This is a genomic window from Aeromicrobium sp. Root344 (assembly GCF_001425755.1).
In the GTDB taxonomy this organism is placed as follows: Bacteria; Actinomycetota; Actinomycetes; order Propionibacteriales; family Nocardioidaceae; genus Aeromicrobium.
In genome coordinates this window covers 2,865,266-2,880,538 of sequence record NZ_LMDH01000001.1, presented here as the reverse complement: position 1 = coordinate 2,880,538, position 15,273 = coordinate 2,865,266, and the positions used below count along the sequence as shown (strand labels likewise).

The 15,273-nt window shown below is 68.2% G+C and carries 13 protein-coding genes; 6 read left to right on the top strand and 7 right to left on the bottom strand.

The features are described from left to right. Positions 1 to 19: 19 nt before the first annotated feature. On the bottom strand, positions 20 to 2,857 hold the full coding sequence (gene leuS, locus ASC61_RS14155; RefSeq protein WP_235503561.1) for a leucine--tRNA ligase: 2,838 nt from the start codon (positions 2,855 to 2,857) through the stop codon (positions 20 to 22). A 267-nt stretch (positions 2,858 to 3,124) separates the two neighbouring features. On the opposite strand from leuS, the gene ASC61_RS14150 reads away from it, so the two are divergent. Further along, positions 3,125 to 3,421 carry a GIY-YIG nuclease family protein gene (locus ASC61_RS14150; RefSeq protein WP_056212938.1) on the top strand — a complete coding sequence of 99 codons (297 nt, stop codon included), beginning with the start codon at positions 3,125 to 3,127 and terminating at the stop codon, positions 3,419 to 3,421. Positions 3,422 to 3,488: 67 nt separating this feature from the next. On the opposite strand, the gene ASC61_RS14145 is transcribed toward ASC61_RS14150, so the two are convergent. The 3 genes from ASC61_RS14145 to ASC61_RS14135 form a co-directional block, all read right to left on the bottom strand. Then, the gene (locus ASC61_RS14145; RefSeq protein WP_056212936.1) at positions 3,489 to 3,749 is read right to left on the bottom strand and encodes a hypothetical protein; all 261 of its coding nucleotides are present in this window, start codon (positions 3,747 to 3,749) and stop codon (positions 3,489 to 3,491) included. Between the two features lie 12 nt (positions 3,750 to 3,761). Further along, positions 3,762 to 5,453 (bottom strand): sodium:solute symporter family protein, encoded by a 1,692-nt coding sequence (locus ASC61_RS14140; protein ID WP_235503620.1) that lies wholly within the window; start codon positions 5,451 to 5,453, stop codon positions 3,762 to 3,764. Positions 5,454 to 5,516: 63 nt separating this feature from the next. Beyond that, positions 5,517 to 6,053 (bottom strand): MarR family winged helix-turn-helix transcriptional regulator, encoded by a 537-nt coding sequence (locus ASC61_RS14135; protein ID WP_056212932.1) that lies wholly within the window; start codon positions 6,051 to 6,053, stop codon positions 5,517 to 5,519. 39 nt (positions 6,054 to 6,092) lie between these two features. Here ASC61_RS14135 and ASC61_RS14130 point away from each other — a divergent pair, with 39 nt between their 5' ends. After that, on the top strand, positions 6,093 to 7,073 hold the full coding sequence (locus ASC61_RS14130) for an EamA family transporter (protein ID WP_056212930.1): 981 nt from the start codon (positions 6,093 to 6,095) through the stop codon (positions 7,071 to 7,073). Here the strand turns inward: ASC61_RS14130 and ASC61_RS14125 are convergent. Beyond that, complete coding sequence (locus tag ASC61_RS14125; RefSeq protein WP_056212928.1) at positions 6,980 to 7,651, bottom strand: potassium channel family protein; 672 nt, start codon at positions 7,649 to 7,651, stop codon at positions 6,980 to 6,982. The two genes, ASC61_RS14130 and ASC61_RS14125, sit on opposite strands and share 94 nt — an antisense overlap. Beyond that, positions 7,644 to 8,999, bottom strand: coding sequence for a TrkH family potassium uptake protein (locus tag ASC61_RS14120; protein WP_056212926.1), 1,356 nt, complete (start codon positions 8,997 to 8,999; stop codon positions 7,644 to 7,646). Before ASC61_RS14120 ends, ASC61_RS14125 begins: the two co-directional genes overlap by 8 nt. A 53-nt stretch (positions 9,000 to 9,052) precedes the next feature. On the opposite strand from ASC61_RS14120, the gene ASC61_RS14115 reads away from it, so the two are divergent. After that, positions 9,053 to 10,873, top strand: a complete 1,821-nt coding sequence (locus ASC61_RS14115; protein WP_056212924.1) for a CDP-glycerol glycerophosphotransferase family protein — start codon at positions 9,053 to 9,055, stop codon at positions 10,871 to 10,873. Positions 10,874 to 10,876: 3 nt separating this feature from the next. Here the strand turns inward: ASC61_RS14115 and pip are convergent, their stop codons facing one another. Further along, entirely contained in the window at positions 10,877 to 11,839 is a 963-nt protein-coding gene (gene pip / locus ASC61_RS14110) for a prolyl aminopeptidase (RefSeq protein WP_056212922.1), read from the bottom strand. Positions 11,840 to 11,927: 88 nt separating this feature from the next. Here pip and ASC61_RS14105 point away from each other — a divergent pair, with 88 nt between their 5' ends. The 3 genes from ASC61_RS14105 to ASC61_RS14095 are packed head-to-tail and all read left to right on the top strand — an operon-like array spanning position 11,928 to position 15,271. Continuing rightward, positions 11,928 to 12,902, top strand: coding sequence for a glycosyltransferase family 2 protein (locus ASC61_RS14105; protein ID WP_056212919.1), 975 nt, complete (start codon positions 11,928 to 11,930; stop codon positions 12,900 to 12,902). Continuing rightward, positions 12,892 to 14,070 carry a UDP-galactopyranose mutase gene (gene glf / locus ASC61_RS14100; protein WP_056212917.1) on the top strand — a complete coding sequence of 393 codons (1,179 nt, stop codon included), beginning with the start codon at positions 12,892 to 12,894 and terminating at the stop codon, positions 14,068 to 14,070. The genes ASC61_RS14105 and glf overlap by 11 nt, the downstream gene beginning before the upstream one ends. After that, entirely contained in the window at positions 14,060 to 15,271 is a 1,212-nt protein-coding gene (locus ASC61_RS14095; protein ID WP_056212914.1) for a CDP-glycerol glycerophosphotransferase family protein, read from the top strand. Before glf ends, ASC61_RS14095 begins: the two co-directional genes overlap by 11 nt. Positions 15,272 to 15,273: the final 2 nt, after the last annotated feature.

Sequence of the window (15,273 nt, the reverse complement as noted above, 5' to 3'; positions counted from 1 at the left end):
GACTATCGGTGAAACGGACTCAGACGACGATGCTGACGAGCTTGGGTGCCCGCACGATGACCTTGCGGACCTCGCGGCCGTCGATCGACCGTACGACGTTGGGCTCGGCGAGCGCGAGCGCCGTGAGCTCCTCGTCGGAGATGTCGGGGCTGACCTCGAGCTTGCCGCGGACCTTGCCCAGCACCTGCACGACGCACGTCACCGATGCCGCCGAGAGATGCGCCGGGTCGGCGACCGGGAACGGCTCATGCGTCAGTGTCTCCGCGTGCCCGAGGCGTGACCACAGCTCTTCGCCGATGTGCGGAGCGAGCGGAGCCAGCATCAGCACCAGCGGCTCGACCGCCGCACGGCTGCGCAGGCCCTCCTTGGTCAGGTGGTTCGTCAGCTCGATCAGCTTGGCCACGGCGGTGTTGAACCGCATGTGCTCCATGTCGGACCGGACGCCGTCGATCGTCACGTGGAGGATGTGCAGTGTCGTCGCGTCGAGCTCGGCGTCGTCGGCCAGCAGGTCACCGGAGTCCTCGTCGACGAGCAGGCGCCACACGCGCTGCAGGAACCGCTGCGCGCCGACGACGGCACGGGTCTCCCACGGCCTCGACACGTCCATCGGGCCCATCGACATCTCGTAGACCCGCAGCGTGTCGGCGCCGTACGTCTCGTACATCTCGTCGGGCGTCACGGCGTTCTTGAGGCTCTTGCCCATCTTGCCGAACTCACGCGTGACCTGTTCGTCACCGGACCAGTACGTCGTGACACCTGCCTCGTCGGTGCGCTCCTCGACACCGGCGGCCTCGACATAGACGCCGCGGGAGTCGGTGTAGGCGTGCGCCTGGATGTAGCCCTGGTTGAACAGCTTGTGGAACGGCTCCTCGCTGGAGACGTGGCCGAGGTCGAACAGCACCTTGTGCCAGAAGCGGGCGTAGAGCAGGTGCAGCACCGCGTGCTCGACGCCGCCGACGTAGAGGTCGACGCCACCGGTCTCCCCCGGCTTGCGCGGACCGAGCCAGTAGCGCTCGTTCTCGGGGTCGACCAGCCGGTCGGCGTTGTGCGGGTCGGCGTAGCGCAGCTCGTACCACGACGAGCCGGCCCAGTTGGGCATCGTGTTGGTCTCGCGCCGGTACATCTTGGGGCCGTCGCCGAGGTCGAGCTCGACGTGGACCCACTCGGGCACGCGGGCCAACGGGGGCTCGGGGTTGCTGTTCGCGTCCTCCGGCTCGTAGGTCTTGGGTGAGTAGTCGGGGACCTCCGGCAGCTCGACCGGGAGCATCGAGTCGGGCAGCGCGATCGGCTGGTCGAGCTCGTCATAGACGATCGGAAAGGGCTCGCCCCAGTAGCGCTGCCGGCTGAACAGCCAATCGCGCAGCCGGTAGGTCGTCGTGCCCTCGCCCGCTCCGTGCGCCTGCAGCCAGGTGATCACGGCGTCCTTGGCGTCGTCGATCTCCATGCCGTCGAGGCTCAGCTCGTCGTTCGTGGAGTTGATGACCACGCCCTTCCCTGTGTAGGCACCGCCTTCGAACCCTTCGGGCGCCTGGACCGTGTGGATGATCGGCAGCGCGTACGACTCGGCGAACTCGTGGTCACGCTCGTCGCCGCCGGGCACCGCCATGATCGCGCCGGTGCCATAACCCGTGAGGACGTAGTCGGCGATGAACACCGGCACCTTGGCGCCGTTGACCGGGTTGGTCGCGAAGGAGCCGGTGAAGACGCCGGTCTTCTCCTTGTTCTCCTGGCGCTCCAGGTCGGTCTTGGCAGCGGCCATGGCGCGGTACGCCGTGACGGCCTCGGCGGGCGAAGCGGCGCCGTTGGTCCACTGGAGCGGCGTCTCGTCCGGCCACGCCTCAGTGGTCAGCTGGTCGACCAGCTCGTGCTCGGGCGCCAGCACCATGTAGGTCGTGCCGAAGATCGTGTCGGGACGGGTCGTGAACACGGCGATCGGCGTCGCGATCCCCTCGACCGGGAAGCTGATCCGCGCACCGTGGGAGCGGCCGATCCAGTTGCGCTGCATGCTCTTGACCGACTCGGGCCAGTCGACGCGATCGAGGTCGTCGATCAGCCGGTCCGAATAGGCCGTGATGCGCATCTTCCACTGCCGCAGGTTGCGTGTGAAGACCGGGAAGTTGCCGCGCTCGCTGCGGCCCTCGGCCGTGACCTCCTCGTTGGCCAGCACCGTGCCCAGACCCGGGCACCAGTTGACCGGCGAGTCGTCGATGTACGCCAGGCGCACCGCGTCGATCAGGACGCTGCGCTCGATCGGTGTCAGGTCGGCCCAGGCGGTGCCGTCGGGCGCGGTGCGGGCGCCGGACTCGTACTCGGCGCGCAGCTCGCTGATCGGGCGGGCCTTGCCCTGCTCCTCGTCGTACCAGGACTCGAAGATCTGCACGAAGATCCACTGCGTCCAGCGCATGAAGTCGGGGTCGATCGTGGCGAAGCTGCGGCGCTGGTCGTGTGCCAGACCCAGACGGCGCAGCTGCCGGCGCATGTTGTCGATGTTGGACAACGTGTTGGTGCGCGGGTGCTCGCCGGTCTCGACGGCGTGGATCTCGGCCGGCAGTCCGAAGGCGTCGAAGCCGAGTGCGTGCAGGACGTTGTCGCCCCGCATGCGGCGATAGCGGCCGGCGACGTCGGTCGCGATGTAGCCCAGCGGGTGACCGACGTGCAGGCCCGCGCCCGAGGGGTACGGGAACATGTCCATGATGAAGTACTTGTCGCCCGTGATCTCGCCGGCGAGGTCACCCGTCGGGTTGGGCGCCTCGAACGTGCCCTCGGACTCCCAGCGATCCTGCCAACGCTGCTCGATCTGGCCCGCGAGCGCGCTCGTGTAGCGGTAGGAGGCCGGGGTCTGGTCAGGCGTGGTCACTGCCCGAATGTTACCGGTGACGCCGGTCCACAAAGCACACAGGACCGCCCGCTCCTTGAGCCTGTCGAAAGGAACCCGGCCCCCCGCTCCTTGAGCCTGTCGAAAGGAACCCGGCCCCTCGCTCCTTGAGCCTGTCGAAAGGAACCCGGCCCCCCGCTCCTCGAGCCTGTCGAAAGGAACCCGGCCCCCCGCTCCTTGAGCCTGTCGAAAGGACCACTGTGGACAGCTCGCGTGACGCCCCTGCATCGAGGCGCTTTCCTGACGTCCATGGCCTACGTCTACATCCTTGAATGCGCCGACGCCTCGTACTACGTCGGCAGCACCCGCAACCTCGAGTCGCGGCTTTGGCAGCACCAGCAAGGACTCGGAGGCGCGTACACGAGCGCGCGCCTCCCGGTGAGGCTCGCGTACGCGTGCGAGTTTGCGAGCGTCGTCGATGCTTGGGGCGTCGAACGCAAGCTCCACGGCTGGTCACGAGCCAAGCGCGAGGCCCTGATCCGCGGGGACTACGCCGCGCTCCCGAATCTCGCACGTCATCGCCAGGACCGCTTGCCCGGGGAATGACGTCCTTTCGACAAGCTCAAGGACCCAGGTGGGCGTCCTTTCGACAAGCTCAAGGACCCAGGAGCGCTCAAGGACCGCCGGGTGACTCCACGTCGTCGGGGACGATGACGGGGCGCAGCCTTGCCCAGACCATGAAGGCGATCCCGACCACGAGCATCCCGAGGCCGGCCCAGAGGTTGATGTTGAGTCCGTCGCCCTTGGCGAGCTCCTTGTCGCTCGCGTTGAAGATGCCGAGCAGGGTCAGGATGACGCCGTAGAGCCCGATCAGGCCGCCGATGATGAACCGGATGTCGAACAGGCCCACGGTCTTCTTGCCGGATGCAGTCATGAGGTGTGCTCCTTACCAGAAGATCACGTTGAGGACGATGACGAGCGCGAGCCCGAGGCCGGCCAGCTTCGGCGGCGACTGGTACCACGGCAGGTGCACCTCGTCGGGATCGACGAGCGACTCCTTGGGAGTCAACGAATAGACCAGGCCCTCGAGGTCCGCCTCGTCGCGCGGTCTGGTGAACATCGTGACGATCACGCTGACGAGGATGTCGACGACGAACGCGGCACCCGCGGCGACGAAGCTCGCGCCCTGCCCCTTGATCCCGAGCACTCCCCAGCTCGCCGAGCCGAACGTGTCCTCGCTGAGGAACGCCACCAGCACGGCGGCGACGGTGCCCGAGACGAGGCCCGTCCAACCGGCGGTCGCCGTCATCCGCTTCCAGAACATCCCGAGGATGAAGGTCGCGAACAGCGGAGCGTTGAAGAACCCGAACAGCGTCTGCAGGTAGTTCATCATGTTCGAGTAGTTGGACGCGATGCCTGCCGTGCCGATTGCGATGACGGTCGCGGCGACGGTCGCGATCCGGCCGATCCGCGTGTAATAGGAGTCCTCCCGATCCTTCTGCACGTACTGCTGCCACAGGTCGTACGAGAACACCGTGTTGAACGCCGAGATGTTGGCCGCCATGCCCGCCATGAACGACGCGAGCAGGCCGGCGATCGCGATGCCGAGCATGCCGTTGGGCAGCAGGTCGCGCATCAGCAGCAGGATCGCGTCGTTGTACTTCACGTCACCGGCCGGCTTGTCAGCCTTGAGGTCGACGAGCTCCTTGACCACGATCGCCGCGATGATGCCCGGGATGATCACGATGAACGGGATGAACATCTTGGGAAACGCACCGATGATCGGCGCGCGCTTGGCCGCCGAGATCGAGTCGGACGCCATCGCGCGCTGCACCTCGACGAAGTTGGTCGTCCAGTAGCCGAACGACAGCACGAAGCCGAGGCCGAAGACGATGCCGATGACCGACAGGACGGGGTTGTCGATGCCGGTCAGGTCGGTGCCCGGCCACGACGAGAGCTGCTCCTGTCCCGGCTGCACCTTGTCCTTGATGCCCTCCCAGCCGCCGACCTTGTGCAGCGCGACGATCGTCAAGGGCAGGAGTGCCGCGACGATGACGAAGAACTGCAGCACCTCGTTGTAGATCGCCGCCGAGAGCCCGCCAAGGGCCGTGTAGGTCAGCACGATGAGGGCAGCGACGATCAACGAGACCCACGTGGGCCAGCCGAGAAGGCGGTTGACGATCGTCGCGAGCAGGTAGAGGTTGATGCCGGCGATGAGCAGCTGGGCGACCGCGAAGCTGAGGGCGTTGACCAGGTGGGCGCCGGTGCCGAATCGTCGCCGCATGAACTCCGGCACGCTGCGCACGCCGGAGCCGTAGTAGAACGGCATCATCACGATGCCGAGGAACAGCATCGCCGGGACGGCGCCGACCCAGAAGTAGTGGACGGTCGCCATGCCGAACTCGGCCCCGTTGGCGGACATGCCCATGATCTCGACCGCGCCGAGGTTGGCCGAGATGAAGGCCAGGCCCGTCACCCACGCCGGCAGCGACCGCCCGGACAGGAAGAAGTCGAGGCTCGTCGAGACCTGCCGCCGGGCCATGAGGCCGATGCCGATGACGACGAGGAAGTAGGCCGCGACGATCAGGTAGTCGACCGCGTTGGCGTCGAGCCGAAACGTGCTGTCGGCAGTGTGAATCACGGAAACATCTCCGTTCCAGAAGGGCTTCGCCCCACCCCCTGGCGGGACCCTCAGCGCACGTTACCCCTGCAGCTCCAGTGCCGCATTGCGAGGAGATCCGGCCGCGAACGACTCGGCCGTCCGGCGCAGCAGGCGTACGAGATCGGCTCGCTCCTCGGCCGTGAGACCGGCCAGCATGCGCGCCTCGTTGGCCATGTGGACCGCGTAGGCCTCGTCGATCATCGCGAGGCCCTCTCGGGTCAAGCGGATGCGGCGTCCCCGCGCGTCGGACGTGTCGACCCGCCGCTCCACGAGACCCGCCCGCTCCAGCCGGTCCACGCGCTTGGTCACCGCCCCCGACGTCACCATCGTGCTCGCACCGAGCTCGCCCGGCGTGAGCTCGTAGGGCGCACCACTGCGGCGCAACGTCGCGAGCACGTCGAAGTCACCGTCACCGAGGCCGCGAGCGGCGAACACGGGCCGTAGCAGCTCGTCGACGGAGCCGGCGAGTCGCGAGATGCGGCCGATGACGTGCAACGGCGACGAGTCGAGGTCGGGCCTCTCCCGTTCCCACTGCGCCACGATCGTGTCCACGTGGTCAGGTTCCTCACTGGTCATGCTTGCACTATACCTTCCTTGGAAGATATAATCTCTTCCATGGAAACTACTTCGTGGACGTGGCGCACACCAGCCATCACCGTCGTGGCCCCCGTCGCCTGGGGCAGCACGTACGTCGTGACGGAGAACTTCCTCCCGCCGGACCGCCCGCTGTTCTCCGCCGCCGTGCGCGCCCTGCCGATCGGGCTCGTCATCGTCGCGGCCCGCGGCCAGCTCCCCCGCGGCTCGTGGTGGTGGAAGTCCCTCGTGCTCGGCACCTGCAACATGGGCCTGTTCTTCGCGCTCCTGTTCACCGCCGCCTACCGGCTGCCGGGCGGCCTCGCCTCGACCGTCACGGCGATGTCGCCGCTCGCGGTCATGCTGCTGGCCGCGGTGCTGATCCGCGAACGTGCCACGGTCGCCGGGATCGGCGGCGGTGTCGTCGGCGTCGCGGGCGTCGCCCTCCTGGTGCTGCGCTCCGACGCCTCGGTCGACCCCATCGGGCTGCTGGCGGCGATCGGTGCGGTGCTGGTCTCCGGGATCGGGTTCGTGCTGGTCAAGCGCTGGGAACGGCCGACCGACCTGATCACCGTCACCGGGTGGCAGCTCACCGCTGCCGGCATCGTGCTCGTGCCGATCGCGCTGCTCGTCGAGGGCCGTCCGCCGCACGTCGACGGCACGAACATCGCGGCGTATGTCTACCTCGGCACGATCGGCACCGGACTCGCGTACGTCTGCTGGTTCCACGGGCTCAGCCGCATGCCGGCCGGATCCACGGCGCTGGTCGGACTGGTCAACCCCGTCGTCGGCACGGCGCTGGGCGTCATCGTGATGCACGAGGCGTTCGGTCCCGCCCAGCTCCTCGGTGTCGTGCTGGTGCTCGGCGGTGTGCTCGCGGGTCAACCGGCCGCCGTGTCAACGCTCCGACGCCAGGTCGGTCGCCGGATTCAGGGCAGGGCGCAGAAGGCCTCGACCTTGGTGGTCGGACCCGACACGATCAGCTCGTCCGCTTGCGAGATCGGCGTCTCGGGCCGCGCGTAGGTGAAGTCCTCGCCGCGGGTCTTCACGCCGACGACCGTGATGCCGTACGCCTGACGCAGTCCGGACTCGGCGAGCGTCTTGCCGCACGCGACCTCAGGCGTACGCGTGCGGGCGATCGCGAAGCCGTCGTCGAACTCGATGTAGTCCGTCATGGTGCCGGTCACCAGGTGGGCGACACGCTTGCCCATGTCGGACTCGGGGCGTACGACGTGGGTGGCGCCGACCCGCTCGAGGATCGCCGCGTGCTTGCCGCTGATGGCCTTGGCCCAGATCTCGGCGACCCCGAGGTCGGACAGGCTCAGAACCGTGAGGACGCTCGCCTCGATGTCGGTGCCGATGCCGACGACAGCCCGCCGGAACTGCTCGGCGCCGATCTGCCGCAGCGCCTCGGTGTCCGTGCTGTCGGCCGAGACGATGTGGGTGAAGTCGCCGGCGAACTTCTGCACGATGTCGGCGCGCTCGTCGACTGCGAGGACCTCGTGCCCGAGGCGTACGAGCGACTTGGCGACGGACGAGCCGAAGCGCCCCAGGCCGATGACCAGGACGGGAGCAGTCGGGGATTCAGCGCTCTTAGCCAATGATCGGTTGCTCCTCGGGAAGGTGGTACCTCGGGACGCGCCGTCTGAGGACGAACGCTGACGCCGCCGTAATCGTGCCCACTCTGCCCAGGAACATCAAGCCGATCAGCACGACCTGGGCGTCGGCGGGCAGGTCGGGGGTGATGCCGGTGCTCAGCCCGACGGTCGCGAACGCCGAGGTGCACTCGAACAGGGCCGCGTCGAACGGCACGTCGGTCATGAGCATGACCAGCAGCGTCGTCACCGACACGAGCATCACCGCGAGCAGCGCGATGGTGAGTGCTGAGCGGATCACGACCGAGCTGATCGACCGGTTGCCGATCGTGACGTCGGGGTCCCCTCGCAGCTCGGCCAGGATCACGTAGGCCAGGAGCAGGAACGTCGTGATCTTGATGCCACCGGCGGTGCTCGCGCTGCCACCGCCGATGAACATCATCACGACGCCGATGTTGAGCGTCTCCGGACGGACCGAACCCCAGTCGAAGCTGTTGAGACCGCCGGAGCGCGGCATGATGCCGCCCTCGATGCCCGACACGATCTTGTGCCAGAACGGCAGGCCGCCGAGCGTGTCGCCGTTGTTCCACTCCAGCGCGAGGAACGCGAGAGCGCCGACGAGCAGCAGCCCGATCGAGCCCCACACCGTCAGGCGCGTGTGGATCGTCCACCGGTCGGGCGTACGCCACTCCTGGAACAGCTCCGCCAGCACAGGGAACCCGATGGCGCCGACGAACACCGCGACGCAGATCGGGATGATGATGAGGCCGTCGCCGGCATAGCCCGTGAGGCTGTCGGGGTTGAGCGAGAACCCGGCGTTGTTGAACGCCATGACCGCGTCGAACACGCCGTGCCACAACGCGGTGGGCAGGTCGTCGAAGTAGTGCGCGCGGTAGCGGATCGTCAGGACCAGCGCCGTGACGGACTGGAAGAACACCATCGTCACGGCGACACGGCGGAACAGCGGCCGCACCTCGCCGAGGCTCACGACGTGCATGTCGGCCTGCGCCACGAGGCGTGTGCGCAGTCCGAGGCGGCCTCCGATGAACAGCCCGAGCACCGTGGCCAGCGCGATGATGCCGAGGCCGCCGATCTCGACGAGCGCGAGCATGATGCCCTGGCCGGCTGGTGTCCAGTACGTCCCGGTGTCGACCGTCGCGAGCCCGGTGACAGTCACGGCCGACGCCGAGGTGAAGAACGCCGGCATGAACCCCGCCGAGCCGTCGCCGGACCTGGCGAACGGCAGCAGGAGCAGGACCGTGCCGATGATGATGAGGGCGAGGAACGTCAGCGGCAGCAGGCGCACGGGATGTGCGATCTCGGCAGGGATGCGGAGGCTCCGGGGGCGGGGCACGCGATGACGTTACCGCAGGAGGTGCCCGAGGTACGCGTGATAATTTCGTCCGCATGGTCTCGCCCGTTCGTGCTGCTCAGGCGGCATTCCACCGATTGGGCCGGACCGAGGAGGTCCCCGGTTTCGTGTTGTCGGTCGGTTGCCTCTTCCTCGCCTTGCTCTGCGCTGCGCTCGGGCTCGAGATCGGCGCGCTGGCCTTCCTGCTGCTGTCCGTCTTGGGCGAGCTGCCGTTCGAGGTGCGCTCGTCACAGTCCTCAGAGCTGCTGGACCAGGCCGAGTTCGGCCTGCCCATGCGTTTCGTCCTGCGCGTGCTCGCCGGGCTCGTGGTCAGCGACCATCTCGACGGCGCAGGGGCGGTGCGGGTGTTCGTGGTGGTTGCCGTCGCGTACGTCCTGGTGCTCGCGGCCCGGGCCCTGCACCAGGAGTATCGAAGGGTCGGACCGCTCAAGCCGATGGAGACCCGCAACATCCCCGGGTCGCCGCGCATCCAGGACGCGCCGCCGCGCCGGGCCTTCGAGGTCGTCGTGACCCAGCTCCTGGTGCTGGCGCCGGTGCTGCTGGGTGCGCCCTGGCTGCCGGTGCTGCTCGCCGGGCTCGTCGCGGTCGCGGTGCTCGCGCTCGTCACGATCCCGGACGTTCGCGCGTCGTGGGCGTTGCGGCAGCAGAAGCGCGCCACCGGGTTCACGGCACCGCTGCGCCAGATCCAGGAGTTCCTCGACGACTACCGGCCCGAGGTCGTCGTGCACCTGAGTGGGCCCGCGGAGGCCGGCTACCAGATCAACACCTGGCTCGAGAGCCTCGAGGCGCTCGACCGCCGTGTGTTCATCGTGCTGCGCGACCATCCGCTGTTCACCCGGCTGGCCTCGACATCGATCCCGACGCTTGAGCTGAGGGATCCCGGCGAGCTGCTGATGCTCGACTTCTCGTCCGCGCGTGTCGCGCTCTATCCCTCCAACACGGGCAACAACATCCACCTGTTGCGTCTCCCGACGCTCATGAGCGCCTTCATCGGGCACGGCGACAGCGACAAGAGCGCGTCCAACAACCCGTTCTCCCGCGCGTACGACGAGCTGTGGGTCGCGGGCGAGGCGGGCGCCGATCGCTATCGCCGGTCCAAGCTCGGGGTGCACGACGACCAGTACCGCTTCGTCGGTCGTCCCCAGGTGCACGGCATCTCGCGCGAGCCCCGCCTCGGCGACGAGGCCGTGCCGACGGTTCTGTATGCGCCGACGTGGGAGGGCGTCAACCACGACCAGGAGTACTCATCGGTCTCGGCGATCGGTGTCCGCGTCGTCGAGGCGCTGCTCGCCGCCGACCCGCCGATCCGCGTCGTGTTCAAGGCGCACCCGTTCACGGGCCAGCGCGACGCCAAGTACCGCGCGGTGCTCGCCCGCATCGCCGGGCTGCTCGACGACGCAGCAGCCCGGACGGGCATCGACCACCGCGTCATCAAGGGTGGCTCGATCAACGAGTGGTTCAACCGGGCGTCGGCGCTCATCACCGACATCTCCAGCGTCGTCAGCGACTTCCTCGCGAGCGAGAAGCCGTACGCGGTGTTCAACCACACCGACGTCGACGACGCGACGTTCCGGAGCGACTACCCCTCGACCGGTGCCGGTACGACGATCGGGCGGGACGGCCGCGGCATCGCCGAGTTCATCGCCGTCGTCACGCAGCAGGCGCCCGACCTGCAGGCTGCGCCTCGCGCCGACCTCGCGACCTACCTCCTCGGACCGCCCGAACGGCGCACCCTCGAGTCGTTCAAGGCATCCGTCGACGCCTTCATCGCCCGCTCCGAGACGGAGCGCGCCGACTACCGCGGCACCTCGTACGCCGTCGAACCCAGCGACTCCGACGACGAAGCCGCGCTCTGACCCCTAGGCACCGGCAGCGAAACGATCGGTCGCCTCGATGATCGCGTCGAGGATCCCCGGTTCGGTGAAGGCGTGGCCCGCGTCGGGGATCATCCGGAGCTCAGCCTCGGGCCAGGCGCGGTGCAGGTCCCAGGCCGTCGTCGCCGGCGTGCACATGTCGTAGCGGCCCTGGATGATGACGCCGGGGATGTCGCGAAGTGCGGGGGCGTCGGCGATGAGCTGGCCGTCGGTGAACCAGCCCTCGTTCATGAAGAAGTGGTTCTCGATCCGCGCGAACGCCACCGCGAACGCGTCCTCGGTGAAGTGCGCGACCAGGTCGGGATCGGGCAGCAGGGTGATGGCCGAGGACTCCCACCGGGCCCACGCGCGGGCGGCCGGGACGTGGACGGCCGGATCGGGATCGTGGAGCAGTCGAGCGTACGCCTCGACGAGCCGACCACGCTCGCCCTCAGGGACCGGGGCGACGAAGCCCTCCCAGAGGTCCGGGTAGACGTGGGCGGCACCGCCCTCGTAGAACCAGTCGAGCTCGCTCCGGCGCAACGTGAAGATGCCGCGCAGCACGAGCTCTGTCACCCGGTCGGGATGCTTCTGGGCGTATGCGAGGGCCAGCGCGGAGCCCCACGAGCCGCCGCAGACCAGCCACCGGTCGATGCCGAGATGAGAGCGCAAGGCCTCGATGTCGGCGACGAGGTGCCATGTCGTGATGGCGCTCAGGTCGGCCTCCGGAGCACTGGCGTGGGGCACGCTGCTGCCGCAACCACGCTGGTCGAACAGCACGATGCGATAACGCTCCGGGTCGAACACCCGGCGCTGCTCAGGACTCGAGGCACCGCCCGGGCCCCCGTGCAGGTAGACGGCGGGCTTGCCGTCCGGATTGCCCGAGACCTCGTAGTGGATCTGCTGGCCGTCACCGACGTCCAGCAGCCCTGAATCGAACGGTTCGAGCGGCGGGTACATCTCACGCATGCGCCGGACAGTAGCACCGCCGAGACGCTCGTCACGAGCGCAGCGACGGCAGGCGGCGGCCACCGCACCGCACGGTAAGGTTGCCCGGGTGAATTCGGCTCCTGGGAAGATCGCGATCGCGATCGTGACGTTCAACCGATCGACGTACCTCAAGGAGCTCCTCGCCAGCGCGGCAGCCATGGACACCCCGCCGTTCAAGATCGTCGTGGTCGACAACGCCAGCACCGACGACACCCAGGACGTCCTCGCCGCAGCGATGAAGGACTTCCCCGAGGGCCTCGTGATCAACCACAGGCTCGACACCAACACGGGCGGCTCCGGCGGGTTCAGCGAGGGCACCAAGGTCGCGCTCGAGCAGGGCGCCGACTGGGTGTGGCTCATGGACGACGACGTCGAGATCCTGCCCGACGCGCTGGAGCAGTTCGCGCCGTGGATGCAGCGGTTCAAGGTCATCCACGGGCGTCGCTACGACTTCGACGGCACGCCGTTCTACTGGCAGGCCAAGTTCAACGAGTTCCTCGGTGTGCCACTCCCCTACAGCGGCAAGCAGTTCGGCCGCGAGGGATACGCGGTCACCAACTCCGGCACGTTCGAGGGCATGCTGATCAGCGCCGACATCGTGCGCAAGATCGGCCTGCCGGACCCGCGGTTCTTCATCTCCTGGGACGACGCCGCCTACGCCTGGCTCGCCGCGCAGCACACCGACGTCGTCTACGTCGACGCGTTCGTGCTCAAGCGCAAGCGTGAGCAGAAGCAGGTCAACCTCGGCATCCGGCACCTCAACGACGGCAGCCCGTTGTTCCGCTTCCACGTGATCCGCAACCGGGCGTACGTCGGCAAGTACTTCGCCGAGTACGGCAAGCTCAACCGGGTCGGGTTCGGCATCGGCACGGCCCTGACGCTGGCCAAGGAGGTCTTCCGCCTCGTGGTCGTGCAGCACACGCTCAAGGGCCTCGGCGACCTCGCCCGGGGATTCCGGGCCAACCGGGCGCTGTGGCGGGACAAGTCGTGGCGTCCGATGGATCCGGCAGACGTACCGGCACAATTGACGAATGACCGCTGACCTCCTGATCGTCGGCTCCGGGTTCTTCGGACTGACGATCGCCGACCGGTGCGCCCGCGAGCTCGGCCTGCAGGTGCAGGTCATCGACCGCCGGGATCACCTCGGCGGCAACGCCTACACCGAGGTCGAGCCGGAGACCGGCATCGAGGTGCACCGCTACGGCGCGCACCTGTTCCACACCTCCAACCAACGGGTCTGGGAGTACGTCAACCGGTTCACGGAGTTCACGCCCTACCAGCACCGCGTCTACACGACGTACCGCGACGAGGTCTTCTCGATGCCGATCAACCTCGGCACGATCAACCAGTTCAACCGCTCCGCGTTCACACCCGCCGAGGCGCGGGCGTGGGTCGCCGAGCAGGCGTCGATGCTGACCGGTGAGCCGACCAACTTCGAGGAGAAGGCGATCTCGCTGATCGGGCAGCCGCTCTACGAGGCGTTCATCAAGGGCTACACCGCCAAGCAGTGGCAGACCGACCCGCGCGAGCTCAGCGCCGAGATCATCTCGCGGCTGCCGGTGCGCTACACGTACGACAATCGCTACTTCTCCGACACCTACGAGGGCCTGCCGGTCGACGGCTACACCGCGTGGCTCGAGCGCATGGCCGATCACCCCAACATCACGGTGACGCTCGAGGCGGACTTCTTCGACGAGTCGCAGCCGCATCACAAGGCGGCCACGGTCGGGCAGGTGCCGATCGTCTACACAGGCCCGGTGGACCGCTACTTCGACTTCGCCCACGGTGACCTGTCGTGGCGCACGCTCGACTTCGAGACCGAGGTGCTGCCGGTCGGCGACTTCCAGGGCACGACGGTCATGAACTACGCCGACACCGACATCGACTACACCCGCATCCACGAGTTCCGGCACTTCCACCCCGAGCGTGACTACCCGGCCGACAAGACCGTCATCATGCGGGAGTTCAGCCGGTTCGCCGAGCACTCCGACGAGCCCTACTACCCGATCAACACGCCGCAGGACCGCGAGCGGCTGCTGGCCTATCGCGAGCTAGCCAAGGGCGAGGCCGACGTGCTGTTCGGCGGCCGCCTCGGGACCTATCAGTACCTCGACATGCACATGGCGATCGGCTCGGCGCTGAGCATGTACGACAACAAGCTCGCGCCGCACTTCCGAGACGGCAAGGCCTTCGCCGATCATGGCCTCTGAGGCACGCGTCGGTCTGGTCCGCCGCCTCCAGCTGTGGGCGATCGCCCGGCTGCGACGCTCGCGGTTCCTGCCGGTCGGCATGCCCGACAAGCTCACCGACGAGGCGCGGCTCGGCACCCCGTTCACGCAGCAGGTCATGCTCTACTTCCCCACCCCGCAGGACAGCCTCTACCAGCTGCGGCCCTGGTACCACGCGCTCAAGGCTCTCGACGAGGTCCACCCGATCGTCTGTGTCTTCAAGGACTCACGGACGGCTCGGGTCGTACGTGCCGAGACCGGTCTCGACTGCGTCACGCTCGCCCGCTACGGGCAGCTCGACGAGATCCTGTCGCTGTCGGACGTCAAGCTCGCGCTCTATGTCAACCACGACCCGATCAACTTCGAGTCGCTGCGGTTCACGTCGCTGGTGCACGTCTACCTGGGGCACGGCGACAGCGACAAGGGCGTGTCGGTCTCCAACCAGGTCAAGGCCTACGACTGGTGCTTCCTCGCCGGCCAGGCGGCGCTCGAACGTACGGCGTCGGCCGTCATGCTCTACGACGCCGCCGCGCACAGCGTCCTGATCGGCCAGCCGCAGCTCGACGGCGCCGCGGCGGTCACCGGCACGCCGTCCCCCGACGGCCGGCAGACCGTGCTCTACGCGCCGACGTGGGAGGCCTCGCAGCCCTCGGTGTCCTACGGATCGCTCGAGACGCACGGTGAGGCGCTCGTCCGCGCGCTCTCCCCCGCGTACCGGGTCATCTACCGGCCGCACCCGCTCAACGGCGTCATCCGGCCCTCGTACGCCGCGGCCGACGCCATCGTGCGCGAGCTCGCCGACCGGGTCGACACGGACGTGACGCTCGAGCAGTCGTTTGCAGATGCCGACCTGCTGGTCACCGACGTGTCGGCGGTGACGCTCACCTGGCTGCCGACCGGCAAGCCGTTGCTGGTCACCCAGCCGCTCGTCGCCTATCCACCGAGCCGCCTCATGGACGTCGTGCCACTGCTGGGACCGAGCGACGACTTCGCCGCCGTGGTCTCCGAGCACCTCTCCGCCGATCCGACCAAGGCCGATCGCGATGCGCTCGTCGAGCACTACCTCGGCGATCCGACCCCCGGCGTCGCGACCGCGAGGTTCATCGCGGCGTGCGAGGACGTCATGGCGATCCGCGACCGCGAGTGGGCCGCCGCCAAGACCCGCGGCGCCAACGGGATCTAGGG

Excerpts from the sequence above, each read along its gene's own strand:
- glf (WP_056212917.1), top strand. The coding sequence starts at position 12,892 with ATGACCGCTGACCTCCTGATCGTCGGCTCCGGGTTCTTCGGACTGACG.
- ASC61_RS14095 (WP_056212914.1), top strand. The coding sequence starts at position 14,060 with ATGGCCTCTGAGGCACGCGTCGGTCTGGTCCGCCGCCTCCAGCTGTGG.
- pip (WP_056212922.1), bottom strand. The coding sequence starts at position 11,839 with ATGCGTGAGATGTACCCGCCGCTCGAACCGTTCGATTCAGGGCTGCTG.
- ASC61_RS14150 (WP_056212938.1), top strand. The coding sequence starts at position 3,125 with ATGGCCTACGTCTACATCCTTGAATGCGCCGACGCCTCGTACTACGTC.
- ASC61_RS14145 (WP_056212936.1), bottom strand. The coding sequence starts at position 3,749 with ATGACTGCATCCGGCAAGAAGACCGTGGGCCTGTTCGACATCCGGTTC.
- ASC61_RS14135 (WP_056212932.1), bottom strand. The coding sequence starts at position 6,053 with ATGACCAGTGAGGAACCTGACCACGTGGACACGATCGTGGCGCAGTGG.
- ASC61_RS14130 (WP_056212930.1), top strand. The coding sequence starts at position 6,093 with ATGGAAACTACTTCGTGGACGTGGCGCACACCAGCCATCACCGTCGTG.
- ASC61_RS14115 (WP_056212924.1), top strand. The coding sequence starts at position 9,053 with ATGGTCTCGCCCGTTCGTGCTGCTCAGGCGGCATTCCACCGATTGGGC.